General features: G+C 56.9%; 23 protein-coding genes. 12 read left to right on the top strand and 11 right to left on the bottom strand.

The annotated features are described in order from the left end of the window. Positions 1-83: 83 nt before the first annotated feature. The 8 genes from N7U68_RS04275 to N7U68_RS04310 all read right to left on the bottom strand — a co-directional run bounded on the left by N7U68_RS04275 (position 84) and on the right by N7U68_RS04310 (position 8,446). On the bottom strand, positions 84-803 hold the full coding sequence (locus tag N7U68_RS04275) for a gamma-glutamyl-gamma-aminobutyrate hydrolase family protein (protein ID WP_263048343.1): 720 nt from the start codon (positions 801-803) through the stop codon (positions 84-86). After that, a complete protein-coding gene (locus N7U68_RS04280) occupies positions 800-2,008 on the bottom strand; it encodes a M20 family metallopeptidase (RefSeq protein ID WP_263048344.1) in 1,209 nt (402 codons plus the stop codon). Before N7U68_RS04280 ends, N7U68_RS04275 begins: the two co-directional genes overlap by 4 nt. Before the next feature lie 35 nt (positions 2,009-2,043). Further along, the gene (locus tag N7U68_RS04285; RefSeq protein ID WP_263048345.1) at positions 2,044-2,865 is read right to left on the bottom strand and encodes an ABC transporter permease; all 822 of its coding nucleotides are present in this window, start codon (positions 2,863-2,865) and stop codon (positions 2,044-2,046) included. Then, complete coding sequence (locus tag N7U68_RS04290) at positions 2,865-3,734, bottom strand: ABC transporter permease (RefSeq protein WP_263048346.1); 870 nt, start codon at positions 3,732-3,734, stop codon at positions 2,865-2,867. The genes N7U68_RS04285 and N7U68_RS04290 overlap by 1 nt, the downstream gene beginning before the upstream one ends. Before the next feature lie 40 nt (positions 3,735-3,774). Further along, positions 3,775-4,860: an ABC transporter substrate-binding protein gene (locus N7U68_RS04295; RefSeq protein WP_263048347.1), complete on the bottom strand. Its 1,086-nt coding sequence runs from the start codon at positions 4,858-4,860 to the stop codon at positions 3,775-3,777. Positions 4,861-4,905: 45 nt separating this feature from the next. Then, positions 4,906-5,973 carry an ABC transporter ATP-binding protein gene (locus tag N7U68_RS04300; protein ID WP_263048348.1) on the bottom strand — a complete coding sequence of 356 codons (1,068 nt, stop codon included), beginning with the start codon at positions 5,971-5,973 and terminating at the stop codon, positions 4,906-4,908. 61 nt (positions 5,974-6,034) lie between these two features. Beyond that, a complete protein-coding gene (locus N7U68_RS04305; RefSeq protein WP_263048349.1) occupies positions 6,035-6,682 on the bottom strand; it encodes a GntR family transcriptional regulator in 648 nt (215 codons plus the stop codon). 861 nt (positions 6,683-7,543) lie between these two features. Next, positions 7,544-8,446 carry a LysR family transcriptional regulator gene (locus N7U68_RS04310; protein WP_263048350.1) on the bottom strand — a complete coding sequence of 301 codons (903 nt, stop codon included), beginning with the start codon at positions 8,444-8,446 and terminating at the stop codon, positions 7,544-7,546. 153 nt (positions 8,447-8,599) lie between these two features. On the opposite strand from N7U68_RS04310, the gene N7U68_RS04315 reads away from it, so the two are divergent. From N7U68_RS04315 to N7U68_RS04340, 6 genes are all read left to right on the top strand, one after another. Next, positions 8,600-9,337, top strand: coding sequence for an SDR family NAD(P)-dependent oxidoreductase (locus tag N7U68_RS04315; RefSeq protein ID WP_263048351.1), 738 nt, complete (start codon positions 8,600-8,602; stop codon positions 9,335-9,337). Positions 9,338-9,510: 173 nt separating this feature from the next. After that, on the top strand, positions 9,511-10,485 hold the full coding sequence (locus tag N7U68_RS04320) for an ABC transporter substrate-binding protein (RefSeq protein WP_263048352.1): 975 nt from the start codon (positions 9,511-9,513) through the stop codon (positions 10,483-10,485). A 24-nt stretch (positions 10,486-10,509) separates the two neighbouring features. After that, the gene (locus N7U68_RS04325) at positions 10,510-11,319 is read left to right on the top strand and encodes an ABC transporter permease (protein WP_165191990.1); all 810 of its coding nucleotides are present in this window, start codon (positions 10,510-10,512) and stop codon (positions 11,317-11,319) included. A gap of 11 nt (positions 11,320-11,330) precedes the next feature. Further along, positions 11,331-12,113 (top strand): ABC transporter ATP-binding protein, encoded by a 783-nt coding sequence (locus tag N7U68_RS04330; RefSeq protein WP_263048353.1) that lies wholly within the window; start codon positions 11,331-11,333, stop codon positions 12,111-12,113. Between the two features lie 25 nt (positions 12,114-12,138). Continuing rightward, the gene (gene betA / locus N7U68_RS04335) at positions 12,139-13,824 is read left to right on the top strand and encodes a choline dehydrogenase (protein ID WP_263048354.1); all 1,686 of its coding nucleotides are present in this window, start codon (positions 12,139-12,141) and stop codon (positions 13,822-13,824) included. Positions 13,825-13,985: 161 nt separating this feature from the next. Continuing rightward, the gene (locus N7U68_RS04340) at positions 13,986-14,156 is read left to right on the top strand and encodes a hypothetical protein (protein WP_165191987.1); all 171 of its coding nucleotides are present in this window, start codon (positions 13,986-13,988) and stop codon (positions 14,154-14,156) included. 72 nt (positions 14,157-14,228) lie between these two features. On the opposite strand, the gene N7U68_RS04345 is transcribed toward N7U68_RS04340, so the two are convergent. Continuing rightward, a complete protein-coding gene (locus tag N7U68_RS04345) occupies positions 14,229-14,945 on the bottom strand; it encodes an RlmE family RNA methyltransferase (protein WP_165191986.1) in 717 nt (238 codons plus the stop codon). Further along, the gene (locus N7U68_RS04350; protein WP_263048355.1) at positions 14,942-16,057 is read right to left on the bottom strand and encodes a Ppx/GppA phosphatase family protein; all 1,116 of its coding nucleotides are present in this window, start codon (positions 16,055-16,057) and stop codon (positions 14,942-14,944) included. The genes N7U68_RS04345 and N7U68_RS04350 overlap by 4 nt, the downstream gene beginning before the upstream one ends. 234 nt (positions 16,058-16,291) lie before the next feature. On the opposite strand from N7U68_RS04350, the gene N7U68_RS04355 reads away from it, so the two are divergent. From N7U68_RS04355 to N7U68_RS04375, 5 genes are all read left to right on the top strand, one after another. Next, entirely contained in the window at positions 16,292-16,618 is a 327-nt protein-coding gene (locus N7U68_RS04355; protein WP_165191984.1) for a virulence factor, read from the top strand. Between the two features lie 26 nt (positions 16,619-16,644). Next, positions 16,645-17,586 carry a methylenetetrahydrofolate reductase gene (locus N7U68_RS04360; protein WP_263048356.1) on the top strand — a complete coding sequence of 314 codons (942 nt, stop codon included), beginning with the start codon at positions 16,645-16,647 and terminating at the stop codon, positions 17,584-17,586. 69 nt (positions 17,587-17,655) lie between these two features. Further along, positions 17,656-18,078, top strand: coding sequence for a hypothetical protein (locus N7U68_RS04365; protein ID WP_165191982.1), 423 nt, complete (start codon positions 17,656-17,658; stop codon positions 18,076-18,078). A 93-nt stretch (positions 18,079-18,171) separates the two neighbouring features. Further along, positions 18,172-19,233 carry a methyltetrahydrofolate cobalamin methyltransferase gene (locus N7U68_RS04370; RefSeq protein ID WP_165191981.1) on the top strand — a complete coding sequence of 354 codons (1,062 nt, stop codon included), beginning with the start codon at positions 18,172-18,174 and terminating at the stop codon, positions 19,231-19,233. 183 nt (positions 19,234-19,416) lie between these two features. Further along, a complete protein-coding gene (locus tag N7U68_RS04375; RefSeq protein ID WP_263048357.1) occupies positions 19,417-20,403 on the top strand; it encodes a LysR family transcriptional regulator in 987 nt (328 codons plus the stop codon). Here the strand turns inward: N7U68_RS04375 and N7U68_RS04380 are convergent. After that, positions 20,390-21,916 carry a trimethylamine methyltransferase family protein gene (locus N7U68_RS04380; protein ID WP_263048358.1) on the bottom strand — a complete coding sequence of 509 codons (1,527 nt, stop codon included), beginning with the start codon at positions 21,914-21,916 and terminating at the stop codon, positions 20,390-20,392. The genes N7U68_RS04375 and N7U68_RS04380 overlap by 14 nt on opposite strands. 214 nt (positions 21,917-22,130) lie before the next feature. Between N7U68_RS04380 and N7U68_RS04385 the strand changes: the two genes are divergently transcribed. Beyond that, positions 22,131-24,551 carry a GcvT family protein gene (locus N7U68_RS04385; RefSeq protein WP_263048359.1) on the top strand — a complete coding sequence of 807 codons (2,421 nt, stop codon included), beginning with the start codon at positions 22,131-22,133 and terminating at the stop codon, positions 24,549-24,551. Positions 24,552-24,553 lie beyond the last annotated feature (2 nt).

A 24,553-nucleotide genomic window follows, 5' to 3' on the forward strand; every position in this document is an offset into this window, starting at 1 on the left:
CAGACTCGGCACAGATTTGGAGGAGTTTTGGGGGATGAGGTCAGATGAATGCAGAAAGATAAGGGAAATGCCCCAACTGATCGTCACCGGGGGCTAGCATCGTCACAGCTTGCGGTGATGAATGCATCAAAGATTCGCCCCTGACGCCGATCTTGTGGCAAGTGTTCCGGGTGCCATTGGATTCCCATCAAAAATGGATACTCTCGGTCTTCAAAAGCTTCGATTATGCCATCGTTTGCAAGTGCGGTTGCGTGGAGACCGGAACCCAAAATATCAACGGCTTGATGGTGAACTGAATTCACCCAAAGATTATCAACTTCGCAAATCCGGCGCAAATTGCTTCCATCAAGTAGCTCGACTTGATGCACCGCGTCGCCAAGCTGAGAACCATTTCGATGGTCAAATGAGGTAGGCCTTTGGTCAAGCGTGTGATCGAAAATCGTCCCCCCACGCAGAACGTTGATTAACTGCATTCCGCGACAGATCCCGAGTACGGGCATGTCAGACTTCAGCACCGCTTTTGCGAACTCAAACTCGAAACCATCACGATTCGAAAGAACCTCAGAAATTTCGCTATGGTGCTGGCCTCCATAATAATCCGGCGAAAAATCAGTCCCGCCTGTAAAGACCACTCCATCAAATCTTGATGCATATTGCACAAGGTCCCCATCAAAGCAGTAGGGTAGCATTACTGGCTGCCCCCCCGCCTTGGACACAGCTTCCACGTAGGGTGCCAAAAGATAATACTCGTTCTTTGCGCTGTTAAAGTTTGAGGTTACGGCGATAAGTGGCGGTTTTGTCATGGCTTGGTTCCACCAGACAAGATGTTCAGCAATAGCCGTTCGTAAACCTTAGCACCCAAAACCACCTCGTCTATATGTGCATATTCATCCGGTATATCGGAAAAGCTACCTCTGGGGTGTGGCGTTAAATACCATGGACCAAAATTGACGGCAGGAACATTCAATCCCGCCACGAAAAAGTGGGCATCCGTGAATCCTGACAGGCCACGGAGCTTTGCTGTCCTGCCTGTGATTTCCATGAGCGCGCGCTCACATTCAGCCACGATTGGCTCAGTAGTATCGACTTCGACAGCAGGAACGAACAGTTCACTGGACAGATCTATCGATGCACCTCTAGCGGAGGCAACCATGTTGGCGATTTTTCCCATCTGATCGAGAACCATGTTCTCAGTCTCACCAATGGAGAGCCGCCGATCGATTATGATCGTACATTCCTCGGCGATGACGTTTGGTTTTTCACCGCCTGAAATCTGACCAAACCCTACGGAAGGGTTTGGTACATATTTCGAAGGGTTCGCAGAGAGGCTGTCTGGAAACTCCCGCTCGATAGCCGTTATCAATTCTGCCGCGACAGAAATCGCATTGACGCCAGTATGAGACTTTCCTGCCTGTCCACCCCGGCCGATGATTTTCGCTTTGATCCAGACAACGCCGCGGTTGCCGACCCCCACGTCCCCCAGAGTTGGCTCACAAACGACGGCCATATCGGCATTGAATTCACTGAGTGCGTCGAGCACCGCGCCGACCCCGTGATACCCACCGGAGGTCTCATCCGCAGAGGCTAGCAGGATCAGGTCACCAGCCAGCCGGTCAGGCCGGGCCGCTATTGCGGCTCCGGCAGCCAGCATCGCAGAGACGCCAGATTTCATGTCACCTGTTCCACGGCCGTAAATCCGACCATCGCGAACTTCGCCGCCCAGCGGATCGGTCGTCCATCCCCTCCCGATGGGCTGTGTGTCGGTATGCCCGTTCAGAACAATTGTCGGGCCACCACCTTTGCCGCGGACGATCCCCAACGCATTTCCCCTCCCGGGCGACGGCTCGAGGTAGCGTGTTTCGATCCCACGAGCAGACATCCATTCACACAGGAATTTTGCAGCTGCCGCTTCGTCACCCGGAGGGTTCGCCGTGTTGAACGCCAAGAGTGGTTTCAGAAGATCGTCCACGAATGCGGGCTCAACGAATGAGTGAATCTGTTCAGCCATATAGGGCTCCAATCAGGTTGAATATTTGTTCGAGATCAGTTTCGGTAGATACCCTGCCCCATGACCGTTTCGACACCTACAATCCTGTCGAGAATTATAATCACCAGCAGCGCAACGCCTGCGAGAAATACCGAGGCTGCTGCAATCGTCAGATCAAAGTTGGCTTTCATATTGGCGATCAGCGCGGCGGGTAAAGTGTATACCGTTGGGCTGGTCAAAAATATCGTTACGGCGATATCGTCCATAGAGAATGCAAAGGCAAATATGAAACCTGTCGCGATTCCTGTACGCCCAAGTGGCAGAACAATCCGCCGAAGCGTTTGGCCCTCTCGCGCGCCTAAACTAAGCGATGCCTCGACCATCGTTTCACCGATTCCAGCCATCGAGGCAACGTTGGTTCGAATTGTGTAGGGTAGCGTGATGAGAACGTGAGCAAGGATAATTTTGATCGCGCTGCTTTCCACGCCGATACGTGAAAAAAAGAATAGCAGCGAAAACCCAATTACCACACCGGGCACGATCAGGGGCGCCACGAATAGCGCGTTGATCGCATGGACGATTTTGCTCTTTGATCGGGTCAGGCAGAGCGCAGCCATCACGCCAATGACCGATGAAACTGTAGCTGCGATCAATGCTATCGCAAAACTAATTCCTAAAGCGCGCATATAGTATTCGCTGCCAAAGAATTTCGAATACCATTGTAATGATAAACCAGGAGGCGGAAAGGGTGCCATGTATCCTCGAGGTTCAAACGAAAGCAGGAGGGTAAATAGTAGCGGGATGATCAAAACAGCACCCGCAGCAATGAGGGCTGACCCGATCAAAATTTTCACAACATCGTCAACATGACGTTTCATCACCTCGTCCCCTGCTTTTTCTGACTGCCAGCCAGACGCCCCAGTAGGCTGCTGCTAATGAATACCAACACCATTGATACCAGCAGCATCAACACGGACAGTGCGCTACCGCTGGGATAGTTCGCGATTTCGCTAAATCGCGTATAGATTAGGTTGGTGATAAAGTTGATCTGTCCACGCCCTAGGATCATCGGGATGACAAACGCACTGATCGCCAGCGTATAAATGACGATGAACGTCGAAACGAAACCCTTGATACAAAGGGGCAGTATGACTCTAAAGTGACCGGTTACCCAACTTGCCCCGAGTGCAACCGCCGCTTCGAGAAGCCGTGGATTGACGTTCTGGATGGTGGACACCATCATCAGTGTCGTCATCGGAAACAGAAAACTGAACAGACCGATAACGACCAGAATTTCACTCATTATACTGCCATTCATCCTTGTTCCGAGCATTGCAGAAAAAGAACGTCCAAATCCCACCGGCCCAAAAGCAATCGTCAATGCGTACACTTTCACCAAAGCACTCATAAACATCAGAATGACGAGTGCAGAAACGATCGCCTTGCGAATAAAACCCGGTGGTCGTCGTGCAATAAAATGAGAGAGTGGATAACCCAAAACCATAGAGGCCAACGCCGCAATGAAGGACAGCCGAAACGTGTCGGCAAAGTATCCAACATACGCGGCGTCGGATAAATCTCTGTAATTATCGAGAGTGAATGGCGCGCCCTGGGTTGATCCGATATCTCCCGGTATATACGTCCGAAAACTCTCTGTAACGGTCAACGCCAATGGACCGAGGAAAAGCACAACGATCACGATAAGCGGCGACGCTATGAACAATAGCTGCCAACGTAGAGTAAACATCTGTATTCTATCCTACCAGATTACTGCTGAAACAATTCGGTTACAGCAACGGTGCGATTTCGCGCTCCCAACGCTGCGCCCATTCACTCAGGTTCGCGGAAACGAATCCCCAATCCGGGGCGTAGGTGTAGAGCTCTAGCTCTTCTTGGCTGAACCTAACGTTTTCGATTTCCTTGGCGACATTCGCCTTAAGATTTGATGGAACCGCACCAATGCCGGCATTGAATGCCTGATTCACTTCCGCAGCGAGCATGGCGTTCACCCATTTCATGGCGGCCTCGGTGTTACCACCTTTCAAAATTGCCCACCCTTCCATTACGATAATGGATTTGAACCCGCTCTCATCAGGCATTTTGTGTAGGTATTCAACTTGCGGCACGACCGCATTCACTCTTTCAAAGACACTGGTCGCACCAAATCCGACCGATGTTTCTCCGGTGGAAAGCGTATTGAAGTCATCCGAGCCAGACGTTGTGACACGCCCGATGTTCCCGCTCTTGGCCAGCTCGGCCACAAATTCCCAGGCGGGTTCCATGTTGTTTTCATCGCCGCCAAGCGCCCGTGCGATCGAAATCATCTGTGCGTTTGAGTTGAGGACTGGCGCGGGGAAAAAAATCTGACCAGCCAAACGAGGATCAAGCAGATCTTCAACCTTTGTGATCTCAAACGGACACAGATCTCTGCGATAACCCCAGTGCAGTGCGGTGGTGGTGCGCGGGATCGCCTTTTTGTTGCCAGCCTTGTCGGTCATAAACAGCCCATCCGGAATATCCGCCAGATTTGGCATCTGCTCCGCCGTTACCGTCTCGACCCAGTCTTCTCGGATCATCGAAGCAAATACCGGGCTATAGGCTGCGACGACATCGTAATTTACGCTCGGCCAGGTTGATTTGATCTTGGCTAGAATTGCTGCAGCGCCACCAGTGTGCAATTCCCAGACCACATCAATGGCATCTTGTGTGTCGCTGGCCGCCTGCATGTTCTCATGGTACCGGCCGCCCCATTCGACAGCAGTTATCGTGGCGTCGGCGGCCCAGGCAGGACGTGCCGGCACAGATAAACCAAGGCAGCACGCTGCGGATGTTGCAGCGGACGACTTTAGCAGTGCTCTTCTGGTCCAGTTCATTGTGTTTTCTCCCTTTTTTGGTGTTGGTTCCTAGTCGCTTATTATTCAGTCGTTCACATAACCTAGATTAGCCTTGTCAAAGCTGAGGAATACGCGCTCTCCCACAGAGAAATCTCCGTCCAGGCTTTTACGCGTCAAAAGCGTAAGCTCCAGATCGTCTCCAATCTTGGCGATAACTTCGGTGTCTTGGCCCAAGAACATTTTCGAAAGAACTGTGCCTTCGCAGTACACGCGATTATCGTTGTTATGTTCTGGTGGGGCTTTTGAGATCAGAATAGATTCTGGCCGAAGAAAGAAGTTAAGATCAGGCTCTTTGGGTATGTGCGGCGGCAGGACAAACGAAATGCCTCCCTTCCCCATTAATGTGCTGACACCACCGGATGTTTCCACATGGCCACCCAACCAATTTGAGCGACCGACAAACTCCGCTACGAAGCGATTTATCGGCTTGTGATACACTTCAGATGGTGATGCATTTTGCAGAATTCGCCCCTCTGACATGATCAACACGCGATCAGCTAGGCTTAGTGCTTCGTCCTGATCATGGGTGACGACAATCGCTGCTGCATTTACGGTTTTCAGAATTTGTTTTAGTTCTATACGCAGCCGTTCGCGCAGCTTCGCGTCCAATGCAGACAATGGTTCATCAAGCAGGATAATACCCGGCTCCGTGGCCATGGCCCGCGCCAGGGCAACCCGTTGTTGCTGACCACCGGAAAGAGTCGTGGGATACCGATCAGCCATCGCCGCCATTCCAACGAGGTCGAGGTATTTATCAACCCGCTCGGGGATCTCTGCCTTTGGCACGCCCCGATGCTGTGGGCCAAAGGCCACGTTGTCGCGTACGGTCATGTGCGGGAACAGAGCGTAGTCTTGGAACAGGATTCCTATATTTCGCTCATACGGACGAAGTGGCGTCACGTCCTGATCTGCGATGGACACGATACCCGCATCGGGATTGGCAAAGCCAGCGATCATTCGAAGCGTGGTCGTTTTCCCGCATCCGCTTGGGCCGAGCAAGGCCACGGTTTCACCGGCAACCACCTCGAACGAGATATTATCGACCGCAGCAACTTTGTTATAACGTTTAACAAGGCGATCAACTCTCAGCATGGCTGCACCACGAATACAGACGTTGAATTTCTTGCTAGTTTCAATTTGCGCAAATCCATTATTACCTATTCCTTTTTGGGTTTTGCGCTTGATCGAGCATATTCACCATAAGCCGCCCATCAGCGTGAATGATGTGATCACGAAGTGCCCTCTCCGCTGCGTTTACTTCGCCCGAAAGTACCGCCTTCAAGATCGGCAGATGTGTTTGAGCTTCACACTCCACGTCGCTTTTGAAGACCTTGGTATAAAAAATGCACAATCGCGTTTTGGTTTGAAGATCCTTGATCGTCCCCAGCAGGATCTCATGGTCACAAGGCGAGCAAATCGACCAGTGAAAGCGCATGTCCGCTTCCACCATGGAAATTTGATCTCCTTCATTGGATGCGGACACCATAGCGTCATAAGCGCACTGAATTTTTTGCGCCCACTCACCTCGAATTTGACCTGACATGATTGCAAGCCGGACTGCATAGGGCTCCAACACAGAACGCATGGTGAAAATCTCGTGAATTCGCCTTGGGGTCAATTCAGCGACGGAAACACCGCGACGCGGGTGCCATTCGACAAGGCCGGTATCTACAAGACTTCGCAACGCTTCGCGCACGTTGCTGCGAGAAACGCCCAGCTGACGAGACACGGGCACCTCTGGCAAAGAGGCTCCCGGAGCATACTCACCTTTGAGAATGCCGCTCTTGATGCGCTGAGCCACCTCTAATGTCGCGCTTGGTGGTGTTGTCGACGTCATCGCGATGCACGCAGCCGAATGTGGCGGCGAATTGTAGCTTCGTTTCTAAAACTCACATGAAGCGGCATCAGACTGCAGCCCTCCGGAATAGTTCAATTGCGTTCCATCACTTCCAGAGCCCGCAACATTACCTTGACGCCGACTCGATGAAGTTAGGTTGGATTGGAAGTGTAAAATTGTCAACAATCTGTCCAGCAAAGCATAGCATCCATTATTATTATCTAAACATTTCAATTAGTTATTTTATAACGCTCCTCGCAAGGGGCCATTTTACCCAGATATTGTCAACAATATTTAACACAGGAGGATGGCGTGTCGTTGACTCAGAATCCTGAAATCGGCTGCTAGAGCATACCGATCCGTCCGAGCAACGGATGGTCTATGAACCGCAGATTTTGTGACGAACAGATGATTGAAATTCTAAAAATACGACGCTGGCGTGACAGCATACTACCGCGCGTAAATGCGGTCAGTGGATACCAAGCGGCAAGATCACAGAAGGCGTTCAGCACCAAACAGGGCGACGAAGGCACGCCGGCCTCGGACATCCGTAAAGAAGCTGACCAAGAACATCCGGATCGTCGCGCCCCCAGTCAGGCAAACCTACGACATGGGCACTGCCGAAAGCCGCGGTCCTATAATACAGCTCGGCCAAAATAGAAAAGCAGAACACTTCGCAACACGTAGTGGTGTTTAATGAGGTGTGAGCCTACTTTCAGAATATCTTGCCGTATCAAAGCAATGATCTTGTTAGGTTAGTATGGAAGGCTGCCTCTCTGCCACGACCGGATCCAAGGGACTTACCTTCCCCAAATTTTTTCACCGCTAACCACAAACACGCCGGATCAGTTCGGACAGGTGTTTGCCCACCGCGTTCTGGCGTCGGCTGTGCAGGGCAACCCGGAAATCATCATAAAAGCCAAAGCCGCCCTCGCCCACCGCCTTCAGACGGCCCTTGTTGACGTGATCACGCGCGTAGTGATCCGGCAGGAACCCGATGTAGTGGCCCGACATGATCATCAACACCGTGCTTTCCATATAGGACACTTCGGAGCGCCAGTTGAAATCGATACCGCTGATCGGCTCTTTCTTCTCATAACTGCGCCCGACAAACGGATAATGCCCGATCATTTCAGGCGTTATCGACTTGGTATCGATGTCAAACAATGGGTGCGAGGCAGCGCAATACAATTGCTGGTATTCACGGAACACGAAATGGGATTCCGCTGCATTCGGCAAATTGTCCGAGGGCGTCAGAATGACGTGAAACCGCCCCATGATCAGCCCTTGAATCAGTTCCTGTGGCGATGCGATGTGCAGGTTCAGCACCGCGTTTGGTGCGGTTTTCGAGAATTCACCGATCGCCGCGGACAGTGGAAAGGCATCGTTGGTGTAAACCGCATCCACGGTCCCGAACTCGACTGTTCCGGTCAACTCCCCCTTGGCGGCGCCTACCGCACTGCGAAAGCTCTCGATAGACCCGAACAGATCAAGCATCGCCCCATGCACTTGCTTGCCCTGCTCGGTCAGCCGAAACCCACCCCTGCCCCGATGACACAGCTTTACACTCAGCCGATCCTCCAGCGCGGTCATGTGGTTGGAGATCGTCGATGGAGTCAGACCCAGCGCATCTCGGGCGGCAGAAAAACCACCATACCGTACCACACTTTGAAAAACGCGCAGTAGTCGCAGGTCGGTATCTTGCAGATTTCCCAGTGCATTTTTCATATGTTCAGAATACTCAACGTTACGTTTCAAACAACGGTATTTTTCAATATTTCGTGCCCGCTAGGCTTCTCTGAAACGTAGCGAGGACTCTATGCCCGGCCATATGCACAAATGCGGACGAACCTGCGTCCTGAACCGCGGCTGGGTGATGGCGTGACCGAATTTAAGGCGCGCAATATTCTGGTCACCGGGGCCAATCGCGGTATCGGACGCGCATGTGCGGAAGTGTTGGCGGCGACCGGCGCACGTATCGCCGCCGCCGATATTGTGCTGCCTTCGGACACCGCAGCCGGGCTGCCTCCTCACGCCAAAACCCACATAACCGTCGCATGCGACGTGTCTGACGAGGGGTCCGTTGATGCCATGTTCCGTCAGGTTGACCGCAAATTGGGCCCCCTTGATGCCGTGGTGCATTGCGCGGGAATCATCGACGAACGGCCCCTGCTGGAAACCAGCGTCAGGGATTTCGACCGTGTCGTTGCCATCAATCTCCGCGGTAGCTTCCTGATCGGTCGCGAGGCGATCCGCCGGATGCAGGGCCGTCAGGGACGCGTCGTTCTGACGTCGTCCGATCTGGGCGTTTCCGGGCGCGAGACCTTCTCGTCCTATGTCGCCTCCAAACACGGCGTCATGGGTCTTATCCGGTCTTGGGCCGAGGAATTCTCGCCGCATATTCTGGTGAACGCCCTGTGCCCCGGTCCGATCGACACAGAGATGCTGGGCGCGGCTAACATGACGGCAGAATGGCGCGCACGCGAACTCGACATTCCGCTGGCCCGGTTCGGGCGCCCCGTTGAAATCGCGCAGATGGCGGCCTTTCTGATCGGTCCACACGGCGGGTTCATCACCGGACAGGGCATCGGCGTCAACGGTGGGAGCGTGATGGCATGATTGCCGATACGCCCCTATGCCCCAACGCGGAAAACGCTCCGGTGGCCAAAGTCAAAACTCACGTAATCCATTGGATAACAAAATTAATAAGAACCGCACATAACCACTGCACCCAATTACAACGCCCCGACCAACGCGGCGAAACGATCATCCAACAAGGAGTAACAGATCAAATGAAACGCACATTCAAAACAACGTTGATAGCCGCCGCGCTCGCGACCGCATCAACATTCGCCGCGCAGGCCGAGGCGCTGAAACTGGCGCATTCGACGTGGGTTGGCTACGGCCCCTTCTATATCGCGCAGGCCAAAGGCTACTTTGCCGATGAGGGCGTCGAGATCGAGCTGTCGATCATGGAAAACACGCCGCTCAAGATGGGCGCGCTGATGGCCGGGCGCGTCGATATCGTCGCTTCGACCGCCGACGAATTCCCGACATACATGCGCGAGGGCAAGCCGCTGCGCTACATTCTGGCGGTTGATAACTCGAACGGCGGCGACGGTGTCGTTTCGCAAAAAGACATCGCAACGGTTGCAGACCTCAAAGGACGCTCTGTCGCATTCGAGGAAGGCTCTGTTTCGCAATTCTTTATCAATGCCCTTCTGCACCGCGAAGGGCTGTCTCAGGACGATATCAAGATGGTCAACATGACTGCGACAGATGCCGGGGTGGCCTTTGCCGCCAACCGCGTCGATGCCGCCGTCACATGGGAGCCGCACCTGAGCCAAGGGGCCAACATGGACCACGGCAAGATTTTGGTCAGCAGTTCTGACACGCCCGGCCTGATCGTCGATGTTGTGGCCGTTCTGGGGACCACAGCGCAAGAACATGAAGAGGAACTGAAAGGCTTTGTGCGGGCTTGGCAGCGCGCCCTCGACTTTCTGGAAACCAACCCGGACGAGGCCTATACCATCATGGCCGATGGTGTCGGTGGCTGGCTGGAAGACCCTGAAGAGTTCAAGGCCGCCGCAACCGGGATCGAATACCTCAGCATCGACCGGAACATCGAAATGTTCGGAACGATCGAAACGCCCGGCATCCTGACGCAAACCATTGATAACGCAATCGCGATCTGGGGCGAGCTTGGCCGCATCAAGGTTGATGGCCTCTCGGCGGCCGACCTTGTCGATACGTCCTTCCTGAACTGAGCGACTTCCTGAGAGGAGGAAATCATGGCGACTTTAAGTGTTCTGGACCGGTATTTCACACCCAAGCGCGACATCCCGCGCAAGGTCGAAATAAGCACCGGCTTGTTGATTGCCGGTCTGGTTATACTTGGCTGGACCCTCGCGACCTACACCGGCTATGTCAGCCCCGATTTCCTCCCGTCTCCGGGGGATGTCTGGCAGTCCTTTGTCAAGAAACTCAACAATGGCAGCCTTGCTGAACATGTCGGGGTATCGCTGACAGAGATCTATATCGGGTTCTTCCTGTCATCGGTGATCGCCATTCCAATCGGCATCCTGATGGGCGGTTTCAAGATCGTTTCCGCGGCGGTTGAACCTTTGGTCAACTTCATGCGCTACCTGCCTGTGACGGCCCTGATCCCCCTGCTGATCCTGTGGATCGGCATTGGTCTGGAAGAAAAGGTCGCCGTCATTTTCCTCGGAACGTTCTTTCAACAGATCGTCATGGTCTCCGATGTCGCGCGCGGCGTGCATGCCGATCTGTTCAACGTGTCCTACACGCTGGGCGCCACCAAACGACAGGTGGTCATGCGGGTTCTGATGCCCGCAACCCTGTCGGGCATTCTGGACACTTTACGCGTCACGATGGGCTGGGCGTGGACGTTCCTCGTCGTGGCGGAACTGGTCGCGGCAGACAGTGGGCTTGGTTACATGATCCTGCAATCCATGCGCGGCCTTGATCCCGCAGGCATCTTTGTCGGCATCTTCGTGATCGGCCTGCTGGGTCTGCTGACCGACCTTGTCTTTAAATGGATCAAGCGCGCAGTCCTACCTTGGGAATACGTTGGAAAATAAGGAGAGATATGATGGGTGAAGTACAACTTGAAAACGTCACTGTCCGCTTTGGATCCAACCCAGCAACTAGTGTTACCGCGCTGGACGGGCTGCATCTGACCATCCCGGAACAACAGTTCGCCGTAATCGTCGGGCCGTCGGGATGCGGCAAATCCAGCTGTCTCGATCTGGTTGCGGGGCTGAATCAGGCCAGCACGGGGCGCACGTCGATTGGCGGAGTGACCATCGAAAAGCCCGGCCCCGAACGGGGCATGGTCCCGCAGAGCTATTCGCTCTTTCCATGGCTGACGGTTCAAAAAAACGTCGAGTTCGGACTATCCCTGTCCAATGTGTCCAAAGCGGACCGTGAAGAACGCGCGCGCCACTATGTCGAGGCCGTGGGGCTGACCGCGTTCCGCGACTCCTACCCGTCGCAATTGTCGGGCGGCATGAAACAACGTGTCGCCATCGCACGCGCCCTGGCCGTGAACCCCGAAGTCTTGCTGATGGACGAACCCTTCGGCGCGCTCGACAGCCAGACACGGTCGGTGATGCAGGAACTCCTGCTCAAGATCTGGCAAGAAGAACGCAAAACCGTGCTGTTCATCACCCATGACATCGACGAGGCGATCTTTCTTGGTGATGTGGTCTATGTCATGTCTGCGCGCCCCGGTCGCATCATGGACACCATTGACGTCAATATCGACCGGCCGCGCGACTACACCGTTACCACCAGCCCCGAATTCATCACATTGAAAAAGCGCATCATGTCCAGCCTCCATGACGAGGTCGACAAGGCGCTGGCAATGGGCTGATTCATTCCATCCGAAAGTAGTGACCATGACCGAAGAATACGACTATATCATCGTTGGTGCAGGCTCTGCCGGATGCGTGCTGGCGAACCGTCTGACCGAAGATCCCAACACCTCGGTTCTGGTGCTGGAATTCGGCGGCAGCGATCGCAGCATCCTGATCCAGATGCCAACGGCGTTTTCAATCCCGATGAATACGAGGAAATACAACTGGAAATATGAGACCGAACCAGAACCTTTCCTGAACGGGCGCCGCATCCACTGCCCCCGTGGCAAGGTGCTGGGCGGGTCCTCTTCGATCAACGGGCTGGTCTATGTACGCGGGCACGCCTTGGACTTTGACGAATGGGAAGAGTTGGGCGCGCATGGCTGGGGATACCGCAACTGCCTGCCCTATTTCAAAAAATCTGAAAGCGCCCATATCGGCGGCGATGAATACCGCGGCGGCGATGGTCCGCTCAGCACCAACAACGGCAACGAGATGGAAAACCCGCTATACGGGGCCTTCGTCAACGCCGGGGTCGAGGCCGGATATATCCCGACGGCGGATTCCAATGGCCACATGCAAGAAGGCTTTGGCCCGATGCACATGACGGTCAAGAACGGCGTACGCTGGTCAGCGGCCAATGCCTATCTGCGACCGGCCATGCAGCGCCCGAACCTGACAGTCATCACCGGTGCCATGACCCGCAAAATCGTGTTGGACGGCAAACGCGCAACCGGGGTGGTCTATGAAAAAGGTGGCGAGAAACACACAGTGAAATGCCGCAAGGAAGTGCTGGTGTCCTCTGGCCCCATCGGCTCTCCTCATCTGTTGCAACGTTCGGGCATCGGTCCCAGCGATGTACTTTGCAAAGCCGGGATCGCGGTACAGCACGACCTGCCGGGTGTCGGTGAAAACCTTCAGGATCACGCCGAAATCTACATTCAGTTCCGCTGCAAGCAACCGATCACGCTGAACAGCAAAATGGGCCTCTTCAGCCGCTTTCTGATTGGCCTGCGATGGATGTTGTTCAAAGACGGGCTGGGCGCCTCCAACCATTTTGAATCCGGCGGTTTCATCCGGTCGCGAAACGGGCTGCGATGGCCTGATACGCAGTATCACTTTCTGCCTGCCGCCGTGCGTTATGACGGGCATAAACCGGTCAAGGGTCATGGTTTCATGTTGCTGACCGGGCCGAACAAACCAAAGAGCCGGGGACATGTGCGTGCGCGCTCTGCCGATCCGCATGACCATCCCGAAATCCAGTTCAACTATCTCCAGCACGAGGACGACCGCGAAGGATTTCGGCGCTGCGTACGCCTCAGCCGCGAGATCATAAACCAGCCAGCGATGGACCCCTTTGTTGATGGAGAGATCGCCCCCGGCCCCGATGTGCAATCCGACGCACAAATCGACGCGTTCGTGCGCGATAACCTTGAGAGCACTTATCATCCCTGCGGCACTTGTCGGATGGGGGATGACGCGATGGCGGTCGTGGGGCCTGATCTGCGCGTGCGCGGGATTGACGGGCTCCGGGTGATCGACTCGTCGGTGTTCCCAACCGAACCGAACGGCAACCTCAACGCGCCCACCATGATGCTGGCCGAACGCGCATCCGATCTGGTACGCGGGCGCGATACGCTACCCGCCTCCAATGTCGAGGTCGGACTGGCCCCGCATTGGGAAACCCAACAGCGCAGCCGTGAACCGGTCAGAAAGTCGAACGCATGATAGCAGCCTGCTGCGGTCCTGCAAAATAGCGCCAATTTCACTTAAACTTGGCTATGACTTGCGCCGAATAATCACTGTTCCGCGCACAAATCGAACGAATATCGCCGCATTTCTTTGGCATAGTTGCAGCTTGTTCTTAGAAACCAGCCATCGAGTCTGCCATGTTCGCCCGCCCTTTTTCCACGACGTCGCCGCGTCATTCTCGTCTGTTCGAATTGATCCGTCAGGGCGATTTCGCCACGTTGGTCAATGCCCGGCGCGAGGACACTGAACCGTTCGACGCCCGCGCATATGCGCTTTTTCTGGAACGCGCGCAGCGATCACTGCGCTGAGCAATGCCAAAAGCGTTTTGCATTTAATCTGCCCCACAGATTTGATGCACACCGCCCACAACACCGACGGCTTTAACCGCGAAACCCGGTCGCGACGACGAATTTCTCAGAGCTGTCAGAACGCGATGAGGGCGGTTTGACGTTCGCCACCTTGGTAAATCTTTGCTTCAGCAGCTTCTGCAATTCCCCTTCGGCCCCGCCTGCCAGAACCTTGGACACGAACGTGCCCCCCACTTCGAGAACATCGAACGACAGGTAGGCTGCCGCCTCACACAGAGAAATGATCCGCAAATGGTCCGTTTGCTTGTGCCCGGAACTGGACGCGGCCATGTCGGACATGACCACATCGGCCTTGCCGCCCAGCCACTCTTTCACCTTGTCATCCGCGCCCTCGTCCATGAAATCCAGCACATGCAGCTCTGCACCGGTGATCGGCTCCATCTCTTGCAGGTCGACACCGATGATACGACCCACGGCCTTGCCACCTTTTTCGCCCAGCGCATTGATGCGTGGCACAGCAACCTGAATCCAGCCCCCCGGTGCCGCACCCAGATCCACCACCCGCGCGCCCGGCACGAGGAACCGAAACTTGTCGTCCAATTCCATGATCTTGAACGCCGCACGCCCGCGATACCCTTCGTTCTGGGCGCGCTTTACATACGGGTCATTCAACTGCCGTTGCAGCCAACGGGTCGACGACGCCCGCCTGCCCCGAGCGGTCTTGACCTTGACCGTCAGATCGCGCTGACCGCGCCCCGATGTGTTCTTGCCGTCCGGGCCCTTGTTCATTTTACATCCTCATCCGTCAAAACACCGTCCGCAGACATCTGGGCATAAAGCATCCCCTCCCGCAGACCACGGTCCGCCACCGACAGCCGATCGGTCGGCCAGCACCGCAACAGCGCCTGCAAAATCGCCGCACCAGACATGATCAGCGCCTGCCGGTCCAGTCCGATACGCGGGTCACGTCGCCGCCCAACCGGCCCCAGTGCCAGATAGGACCGGATCACGGCGTCAATTTCATCCGAGGTCATGCGCAGCCCGTCTACCCTGTTCCGATCATAGCGCCGTAGCCCCAGATGGCTGGCCGCCACAGTCGTGACCGTCCCCGACGTGCCGACGATCTGAAAGCCCTCCCGGCTCTGCTCGCGTTTGTAGGGCGAAAACTCTGCCAGATTTTCCTCGAAAAACCAGCTCATCAAGGCGAAACGCGCGGCATCATCCTCGACATCCTGAAACTGGTCGCGCAATGTCGCCACCCCCAGCGGCACACTGATCCAGTCCACAACGCGCGCGCGCGGCAGCGAATCCTTGACCGTATGGAACCCGCCATGCAGCCGCATGATTGCGCGCCGTCGGTCAGCATGGGGCACGCCCCGCAGATCAATCCAGACCAGCTCGGTCGAGCCACCGCCAATATCCACCACCAGCAACTGATCGGTGTTCTTGCTGACCAGCGGCGCGCAGGATACCACGGCCAGCTGCGCCTCTTCCAGTGGTGTGATGACATCCAGATGCAGGCCCGTCTCGCGCCGGACACGCGCCATGAACGCCTCGCCGTTGATCGCTCGTCGGCAGGCTTCGGTCGCCACCAGGCGCATTTTCTTGACCTGATGCCGCTTCAGCTTTTGCTGGCAAACCTTCAGCGCCTGAATAGTTCGCCCGATCGAGGCGCGGCTCAGTCGACCCGTCGCTTCCAGTCCGGCCCCCAACTGTACCGATTTTGAAAAACTGTCCACGACTTTAAACTGACTGCCGCGCGGTTCGGCAATCAGCATCCTGCAACTGTTTGTCCCCAGATCGAGCGCCGCATAAAGCGGCCCACGATTGGGCGGTTTCGGCGCGGGGCTCTCTACCTGTTTCGGGAACGCGCCCGCACCTTCGGGACGCCTGGGCGTCATAACGGCACGCCCTCCATTTCGAGTTGCTACCAAGGTATGTCTTTCAGGGTGTTTGCGCAAGCATTGCTGCGGCTCATCTTGATGATGAGAATTTCGAAGATGCCTGCCTGTAGCCAAAACCAACCGTAGCCCTTAAAAATGGCGGCGTCGCTCTGCGCTTGCGTCATGTCGAAATCAGGCCGCGCACGGCCCGCACCTTGCTTTAGAGAGGGGCGTTAAAACAAGGAATCACACATGGCAGATGTCATCATTGTCTATTGGCGCGATATTCCGGCGCAGGTCATCGTCGGCAAAGGTCGGCGTGGCGAAAAACGCCAACTGCCCGAGCGGTTCGAGCAGGCCATCGACCGTGCCGCGATGAAAACCGGCGCGGGCAGCACTGATGACTACCTCGCCGAATGGCGCAAGGCCGCGCCCTATTCCGTCGACGGTGACGATGCCGCCGTCGCTGACGCCGAAACCGCACGACTAGACCAGGAATACGACAAAGACCGCATCAAAGCTCTGATCGCGAACAATGGCTGGGAACCAACGAACCAGTCCGCAGACCACACCGCATGAAACCTTCGGGTATTTGGGAGGCCGCCATGGCTCTTTTGAACTTCAGAAAACGCGACAAACCGGGTACGCCACCCGTCAACGGTAAGGTCGAAGCCCTGTTGCAGGGCTATTCGATCGAGGTGATGCCACGCACCGCCGAGAAGGTCGAAAACTTTCGCGATCTGCTGCCCGAAGGTACGCGCATCTATGTCGCTCATATCGAAGGCACCCCGATCGAAGATATGGTCGCCACCGCCAAACGGCTCAACGCCGAAGGCTACCCGGTCATGCCGCACTTCCCCGCCCGCATCATCAAGGACCGCACGACACTGGCCGACTGGATTGCCCGCTATCAGGGCGAGGCCGACGTGAAACAGGCGCTGCTGCTCGCCGGTGGCGTCGACAAACCACATGGCGATTTTCACAGCTCAATGCAGTTGTTGGAGAGCGGTGAGTTCGACAAGGCCGGGTTTGAGCGCCTTCACGTTGCAGGTCACCCCGAAGGCAACCGCGACATCGATACCGACGGATCGATGAAGAACGTCGATGACGCGCTGCGCTGGAAACAGAAATTCAGCGAAACCACTGACGCCGAAATGGCGCTTGCCACGCAATTCGCCTTTGATGCGAAACCGATCATCGCGTGGGCGGACAATCTGGCCGCGGCCGGAATCACCCTGCCGATCCATATCGGCATTGCAGGTCCGGCCAAGCTGCAAACACTGATTAAATTCGCCATCGCCTGTGGCGTCGGCCCGTCCCTGAAAGTCCTGCAAAAACGCGCAATGGACGTGACCAAACTGCTGCTGCCCTACGAGCCGACGGATGTCCTGACAGAGCTGGCCGTTCACAAGGCCGCGAACCCGGATTTCAACATCACCAATGTTCATTTCTTCCCGCTCGGCGGCATCAAGACCAACGCCACATGGGCCATCGAGAATGGCGGTTCAGCAGGTGTCCCGGCAAAAGACGCATCACCAAAGGCATGAAACAGTTTTTGGGAAAACACGGGCCGCGCATTAAGGTGACAGCATCCGACTGTTGCAGGAGCGAGTCCCATGCGTTTTCTTCAGTTGCTTTCATGCCTGCTGGCGGGGCTTCTGCCCGCCAGTCTTGGCGCCCAGATTCAGCCGACCAACCCGGCGGGATACTGGCGCTGCGTCGCCAATTCGCCTGTCTACTCAATCGATCTGGAATTGCAGATCAACCCCGACCAGTCGCTCTATCACCGCGGCACGATCATCTATGCGCAGACCAGCGGTATCTACCACGTAAGCGGCGGCGGTCGCTGGCTGCTCAGCCCGCCCGACGCGGGATCGTCGCAATACCTCTTTCACTTCCAGATGCATCCGCAGGCTGGCAACCATGCCATCTTTTCGGTGTACGCACGGCCCACCGGCGATCCGCAGTTCCTCAGCAACCAGTTTCAGGATCCGCAAACCGGAGCGGTCGTCGACACGCGTTGCCAACGGCTGGGCTGAAACCAAGCTCACCGCATCTTCACCAATCCAATCGCTGACAGGCCGCCCCAGCGTGCCTGCCCCTCAACTTCTGCTACTCCAAAGGATACCCACATGACCCGCACGATCGTCGAAAGCAAAACGAAAACCGCCGTGATCGGGTTCGACGAACCGTTCTGCGTTATCGGTGAACGGATTAACCCCACGGGCCGCAAGAAGCTGGCAGCAGAACTGGAAGCAGGCGATTTCTCGACGGTCGAGTCAGACGCGCTGGCGCAGGCGGCCGCCGGGGCCACCGTGCTCGATATCAACGCAGGCGTGGTCTATAACTCTAATCCCAACCCGAACGAAACCGAGCCGCCACTGATGACCAAGATCATCGAACTGGTGCAGGGTCTCGTCGATCTGCCCTTGTGCATCGACAGTTCGGTTCCCGCCGCGCTTGAGGCCGGGCTAAAAGCCGCCGAAGGTCGCCCCCTTCTGAACTCTGTCACCGGCGAAGAGGATCGGCTCGAATTCGTTCTGCCGCTGGTCAAGAAATACAACGTTCCAGTCGTGGCCATCTCGAACGATGACACCGGCATTTCCGAAGACCCCGATGTGCGTTTCGAGGTCGCCAAGAAGATCGTTCAGCGCGCGGCCGATTTCGGCATCCCCGCGCATGACATCGTGGTTGATCCGCTCGTGATGCCCATCGGCGCAATGGGCACTGCCGGGCTACAGGTCTTTGCCCTCGTCCGACGTCTGCGCGAAGAATTGGGCGTGAACACCACCTGCGGCGCGTCGAACATCAGCTTTGGCCTGCCCAACCGGCATGGCATCAACAACGCGTTCCTGCCAATGGCGATGGGCGCCGGCATGACCAGCGCCATCATGAACCCGATCGCCCTGCCCGTGAAACAGGCCGAGATGGACGCAAAGAAGGCCGAGATTGCCGAGGCAGGTCTGATTCTGCCTGACGACATGGACGACGAGACGTTTTGCCAACTCTTCGGTCTGGGCAGCACCAAGGCGCGCGCAGGCAAGGAAATGGAAGCCATCTATGCTGCCAACTTCCTGACCAACAACGATCCGCATGGCGGTAAGTGGATTGAATTCAACAAAGTTGCACCAAAAGCGGGTCACGAGGGCCGCGGACGCGCCGGGCGCGTCGGTGGACGCCGCCGCCGGGGGTAAACCAGACGCCGCCGCACAACACAGAAAGGCCCCGTTTCAACGGGGTTTTTCTTTTGGGGATGGCAGACTGGGGCGCTGCCCCAGACCCCGGGATATTTCGGGCAAGAAGAAGTCGTTGTTCGGATTTTATGGAAATCCTGTGCGCAGAGTTGCACAGCCCGCAATTTCGGGCAGGATCAGCGTATGAAACGTTCCTCGCTCAGTTTGAAATGGTTGGAGGTTTTCCAGCTCGCCGCGCGCAGCGGGTCGGTTCAGACTGTGGCAGAGGAAACCGGCCTGTCGGTCAGCACTGTTTCGCATCACATTCGCGCGTTGGAAACCGCATTGGGTGTCAGCCTGCTGGATCATCGCCGTCGTCCGATGAACGTTACCCCTGCCGGCGCTCTTTTTTTGCGGTCCGTGGACGACGCATTGTTGCTGTTGCGCAAGGCCGAGACTGAGGCGCGATCTGGCAGCCTACCCGAAATGCGCGCCTTGGCACTGGCCCTGATCGAGGATTTCGACAGCGAAATCGCGCCTGAATTGGCGCGCATCCTGACCGGGGCAATGCCCAACTGTGAGTTTCGCCACTTGACCCGGCCCAGTCACGAGATTCTGGGCCTGCTGCGCAATCGCGAGATTGATATCGGCGTTGCCACCCGTCCGCAGTTTGATCAACCGGACCTGATCGAGCATCCGCTTCTGCGCGATCCGTTCGTACTGGCCGTACCAGCAACACAACAGATCGCACCAGAGGATTATCTGGCCGGGCGCTGCCCTCTGCCACTGTTGCGCTATGCCAAAAGCCTGATCATCGGCGCACAGATCGAGGCCCAGTTGCGACGGCTGCGCAGCGATCTGCCCAACCAGTTTCAGTTCGAGAGTAACCAGTCAATGATGGGGTTGGTCGCCGAAGGCAGCGGCTGGGCGATCACGACGCCGCTGAACTACATGCGCGCCCGGCGTTTCCATCGTCAGATCACGCTGATCCCGTTTCCCGGCAAGGGGTTTGCCCGCTACATTTCGGTTTTCACCAGCGATGTGCATAGCGATGCCGTCACCGACACTGTGGCCGGTACGTTGCGGCGTCTGGTTCAGGCCCGCGCCGTCGATCCGGCGGTCGAGCGGATGCCGTGGTTGCAAGGGCTGTTTGCACTATCCACAGACGGTGACACCCCTAAAGGATCGTAAATGCCTTGCGGATCGCTGCGTCCTGCTCAGGGCTGAGATAAGTCGGGTGATGCTTGGCCAATATCTCTTGGGCGCGCATCCGTGCCCGGCCCCAGGCATCGGAGGCACCGTTATCCGCCCATGTGCGCGGATTTTCGCGATCGGCCAGCGCGGGGTAAACGTAATCGCGCTCCATCGCCTGCAATGTCTGCGCTCCTCCCAGAAAATGCCCCTCACCCAATACCGCAGCGCAGATCGCCTCGTATCCGAGGTTCTCGTCACTTACCTCTATGCCACGCAAGGCGCGGTAGGTGGCTGAATGCATCTCATTGTCCAGAATGAACCCCTCAAAGCTGGCCCCCAGCAGCGAAGCCGTCATACCAGAGCTTTCGTAAATCAGGTTGCCCCCTGCCAGCGCCGCCGCCAGTGAGGTGATCCCCTTTTCCGCACCATATTGCGCGTCAATCGCCTTGGCATCGGTCATCGAACAGGCCACGCCGGACACCAGCCCCAGCCAATTGCTGAGTTGTGCCGAGGCGGCATTGAGCACGGCAATTTCGCCGCCACCCCCGGCAAAGGCACCGGTGCGCAGGTCGATCACCAGCGGCCAATTGGAAAACACCATCGGATATCCCGGCCTGATGGCATGCACCATGACCAGACTGGCCAGTGTCTCGGCCAATGACTGCGCCAGGAACCCGGCCAATGTCGCGGGTGCCGTGGCCCCGGCCTGTGCCGCCGTGATGCACGAAATCGGTATGTTATGCGCGATACATTCAAACACCACATCGACCGCATCCTCGCCATAACGCATCGGAGAGATAACCGGACTGATATGCGCCTTGACGAAGGGGCGTTTGGCGAATTCGCCTTTACCACCCGCCGTGATATCGAACATCTCGACAATCGGGGCCACGTTTTCCGCCAGAGTAAAGGCCGTGGCGACAGGCTTGGTCGTGTTCTTCATCAACGCATAGGCGGTGTTTACATCCAGCGCGTATTCATCCGGTACATCCGTCGCGATACAGCATCGCGTGAACCAGCTGATGTTGGTCAGCGTGTCCTGCAACCGGGTAAAATCATGCAAATCTCGCAAGGTAGAGGCGCGGTAGCGTTGCGTTTCCAGATCCAGCGCCTGCACCGCCGCACCACCCGTGCCGAAATGCACGGCGCGCCCCCCAACAGTGATCGACCGCGCGGGATCGCGGCCATGCAGGGTGAATGTTCTGGGTGCGGCTGCAATCGCATCGCCCACCAGTGCGGGCGGGATCGAAATACGCGCACCGGGCATCTGCCGCGCGCCCGCGGCCAGCAGCACGGCGGCCAGACGATCCGGGACCTCTCCCATTCCCAGATGTTCCAGCAAACGCAGCGCTGTGGCGTAAATCGCTGATAGTTCGGGGTCGGTCAGGGGTTTGTACGCCCCGCCCAATTGCCCCGGCGGCGCGGGATTGACCACAGGCGGAGCGGCCCGCTGGGCCAGCCGGGCACGGCGGCCTGACCTGCGCGGTGCGGTGAGGGTGTCATCAGTCATTTTGGGGACGCTCCGGTTGAGGGCCATGAACAGCCCCGATGTGCTTGTCGCTATGGAAACGATCGCACCCTCTTGCAGCAAGCGTTAACATAGCTCAGCGCATTTTGTGCGATGAAAGTTACGATATTTTCGAAATAGCGCTGCAATGATTGACGTGACCCCCGACATTGCTGCCATTGGCAGGATATCGTGTATTTCCGACCTGGAGAGTCCCATGAAATCGCAAACACGGGCCGTTGTCATTGGCGGCGGCATCGCAGGCTGCTCGACCCTTTATCATCTGACTCAGGAGGGCTGGACCGATGTGGTTCTGGTCGAGAGGAACGAACTGACTTCGGGCACAACCTGGCATTCGGCGGCGCAGGTCACGAATTTTGGCATGAACCAGACGATGGTCGGGCTAAAAACCCATTCCATCAACCTTTATAAAGAACTGGCAGACGATCCCGAGTACCCGATCAACTATCACCACGGTGATGGCGGCATCCGATTGGCCAGTACCGAGGCACAGATGGAGGGCTACCGGCACTTCTCGTCGATGGCACGCGGCATGGGCGTAGAATTCGAAGTGATCGACGCGGCGGAATGCGCCCGTCGTCACCCGCTGATTTCCACCGAGAATTTGGTCGGCGGGCTGTGGGACGCACAGGACGGCGACATCGACCCGGCGCAACTCTGTCAGGCCTTGGCCCGGCGCGCACGTCTGGCAGGAGCCGAGGTGTATCGCAACACGCCGGTCACCGGGCTGACCCAGCACCGCGATGACAGTTGGACGGTTCATACCGAACATGGCGATATTGATTGCGAAGTGGTGGTTAACGCCTGTGGCTACCGTGTGAACGAGGTCGGCGCGATGATGGGCGTCCACCACCCTGTCACGTCGATGGAACACCAATATTTCCTGACCGAACCTATTCCGGCGATCATCGACGCGGGCCACCGCATGCCGCTGATCCGCTGCCCGATCAGCGATTATTATTGCCGCCAAGAGAAAAATGGCTTGCTGGTCGGATTCTACGAACAGGATTGCAAGACATGGGGCATGGACGGGATTGACCCGAATTTTGTCAATGCGCTCTGCCCGGATGATCTGGACCGGGTGACTGACGTGCTGGAGGGCGCGTTTGCCCGTATGCCCGCCCTGATGGAGGTGGGGATCCACACCGTCGTCAACGGCCCGATCACCTATACCATCGACGGCGCACCGCTGGTCGGCCCGATTCCCGGAAAGAGAAACGCGTTCTGTATCATAGGCTTGCGCGCCGGTCTTGGCGAAGGTGGCGGGCACGGCTGGATGCTGGCGCAACAGATCGTGCATGGCGAGGCATGCTATGACACGTGGTGCATCGATCCGCGCCGTTTCACCGGGCACAGCAATGTTGAACTGACCGCGCTCAAGGCAATCGAGGATTACCAGAACGAGTTTCGTTTCCATTTCCCGCACGAGCACCGCCCCGCTGGCCGACCTGCCAAAACAACGCCCCTGACCCCGATCCTCGCGGCTGAAGGCGCTGAGTTTACCGTCGTAAACGGCTGGGAACGCGCGGATTACTTTAAGCCCAGCCCTGATTTTCACGAAACCCACAGCTTCAAGTTCAACCAAGTGTTCGACGTGGTCGCGGCAGAGGTCGCGGCAGTGCAAACCGCCGTCGGCCTGTGCGAGGTGAACGGGTTCAACCGGTATGAACTGACCGGCAGAGGAGTACATGATTTCCTCGACCGGATGATCTGCGGGCGCGTGTCACGCAAACCCGGACGCGTCGGGCTGGGGTATCTGCTGAACCATCACGGCATGGTCAAGGCCGAAGCGACCATCGCCAATCTGCCCGATGGCCGCGTCTGGTACGGCTCTGCGGCAGCGGCGGAATTCCATGACATGGACTGGCTACAGTCGCATCTGCGCGACGACGAGGATGTGCAGATTCGCTCATTGACCAATGATCACACCATCCTTGTACTGGCAGGACCAAACGCGCGCGCCGTGATGCAGGCTGTCAGCCGGTCAGACTGGTCGGCCGAGGGGTTCCCATGGCTCAGCGTACGGACCTGTTTCATCGGCATTGCGCCCGCGGTGGTGATGGGCGTCAGTTTCTCGGGTGAACTGGCCTACGAGATTCACATCCCCAGCACCCAGCTATATGCCGCCTACCTCGCCCTGCGCGCAGCGGGTGCCGATCACGGCATGCGCCTATTCGGTGCGCGCGCCGTCGATTCGATGCGGATGGAAAAAGGATACCTGCACTGGAAAGCTGACCTGCTGACCGAATTCGACCCGTTCGAGACCGGACTGGACCGCTTCGTGAAAATGAACAAACCCGATTTTGTTGGCAAGACGGCGCTAGCGCAGCGCATCACTGACGGGCCACGCCGCAGGCTGGCCTGCCTGCGTGTCGACACCCCCGAGGCCCCGGCCCATGGCGGTGCGTCCGTCATGCTGAACGGACGTGTCGTCGGCACCGTGTCGTCGGGCGATTGGGGACATCGGACGGGGATGAATCTGGCCTATGCCTTCATGGAACCGGACTTGGCGACAGACGGCATGCAGGTCGAAATTGACATCATCGGACGGATGACACCGGCCCAAGTGATCCCCATGTCCCCCTATGATCCGGGGATGGACCGGGTACGGAGCTAACA

The sequence above is a fragment of the Roseovarius pelagicus genome (assembly GCF_025639885.1).
Classification (GTDB): Bacteria; Pseudomonadota; Alphaproteobacteria; order Rhodobacterales; family Rhodobacteraceae; genus Roseovarius; species Roseovarius pelagicus.

What these genes read in the sequence shown, in the direction of transcription:
- N7U68_RS04275 (WP_263048343.1), bottom strand. Translation starts at nt 803, where the DNA reads ATGACAAAACCGCCACTTATCGCCGTAACCTCAAACTTTAACAGCGCA.
- N7U68_RS04280 (WP_263048344.1), bottom strand. Translation starts at nt 2,008, where the DNA reads ATGGCTGAACAGATTCACTCATTCGTTGAGCCCGCATTCGTGGACGAT.
- N7U68_RS04285 (WP_263048345.1), bottom strand. Translation starts at nt 2,865, where the DNA reads ATGAAACGTCATGTTGACGATGTTGTGAAAATTTTGATCGGGTCAGCC.
- N7U68_RS04290 (WP_263048346.1), bottom strand. Translation starts at nt 3,734, where the DNA reads ATGTTTACTCTACGTTGGCAGCTATTGTTCATAGCGTCGCCGCTTATC.
- N7U68_RS04295 (WP_263048347.1), bottom strand. Translation starts at nt 4,860, where the DNA reads ATGAACTGGACCAGAAGAGCACTGCTAAAGTCGTCCGCTGCAACATCC.
- N7U68_RS04300 (WP_263048348.1), bottom strand. Translation starts at nt 5,973, where the DNA reads ATGCTGAGAGTTGATCGCCTTGTTAAACGTTATAACAAAGTTGCTGCG.
- N7U68_RS04310 (WP_263048350.1), bottom strand. Translation starts at nt 8,446, where the DNA reads ATGAAAAATGCACTGGGAAATCTGCAAGATACCGACCTGCGACTACTG.
- N7U68_RS04320 (WP_263048352.1), top strand. Translation starts at nt 9,511, where the DNA reads ATGAAACGCACATTCAAAACAACGTTGATAGCCGCCGCGCTCGCGACC.
- N7U68_RS04325 (WP_165191990.1), top strand. Translation starts at nt 10,510, where the DNA reads ATGGCGACTTTAAGTGTTCTGGACCGGTATTTCACACCCAAGCGCGAC.
- N7U68_RS04330 (WP_263048353.1), top strand. Translation starts at nt 11,331, where the DNA reads ATGGGTGAAGTACAACTTGAAAACGTCACTGTCCGCTTTGGATCCAAC.
- betA (WP_263048354.1), top strand. Translation starts at nt 12,139, where the DNA reads ATGACCGAAGAATACGACTATATCATCGTTGGTGCAGGCTCTGCCGGA.
- N7U68_RS04340 (WP_165191987.1), top strand. Translation starts at nt 13,986, where the DNA reads ATGTTCGCCCGCCCTTTTTCCACGACGTCGCCGCGTCATTCTCGTCTG.
- N7U68_RS04345 (WP_165191986.1), bottom strand. Translation starts at nt 14,945, where the DNA reads ATGAACAAGGGCCCGGACGGCAAGAACACATCGGGGCGCGGTCAGCGC.
- N7U68_RS04350 (WP_263048355.1), bottom strand. Translation starts at nt 16,057, where the DNA reads ATGACGCCCAGGCGTCCCGAAGGTGCGGGCGCGTTCCCGAAACAGGTA.
- N7U68_RS04355 (WP_165191984.1), top strand. Translation starts at nt 16,292, where the DNA reads ATGGCAGATGTCATCATTGTCTATTGGCGCGATATTCCGGCGCAGGTC.
- N7U68_RS04360 (WP_263048356.1), top strand. Translation starts at nt 16,645, where the DNA reads ATGGCTCTTTTGAACTTCAGAAAACGCGACAAACCGGGTACGCCACCC.
- N7U68_RS04365 (WP_165191982.1), top strand. Translation starts at nt 17,656, where the DNA reads ATGCGTTTTCTTCAGTTGCTTTCATGCCTGCTGGCGGGGCTTCTGCCC.
- N7U68_RS04370 (WP_165191981.1), top strand. Translation starts at nt 18,172, where the DNA reads ATGACCCGCACGATCGTCGAAAGCAAAACGAAAACCGCCGTGATCGGG.
- N7U68_RS04375 (WP_263048357.1), top strand. Translation starts at nt 19,417, where the DNA reads ATGAAACGTTCCTCGCTCAGTTTGAAATGGTTGGAGGTTTTCCAGCTC.
- N7U68_RS04380 (WP_263048358.1), bottom strand. Translation starts at nt 21,916, where the DNA reads ATGACTGATGACACCCTCACCGCACCGCGCAGGTCAGGCCGCCGTGCC.
- N7U68_RS04385 (WP_263048359.1), top strand. Translation starts at nt 22,131, where the DNA reads ATGAAATCGCAAACACGGGCCGTTGTCATTGGCGGCGGCATCGCAGGC.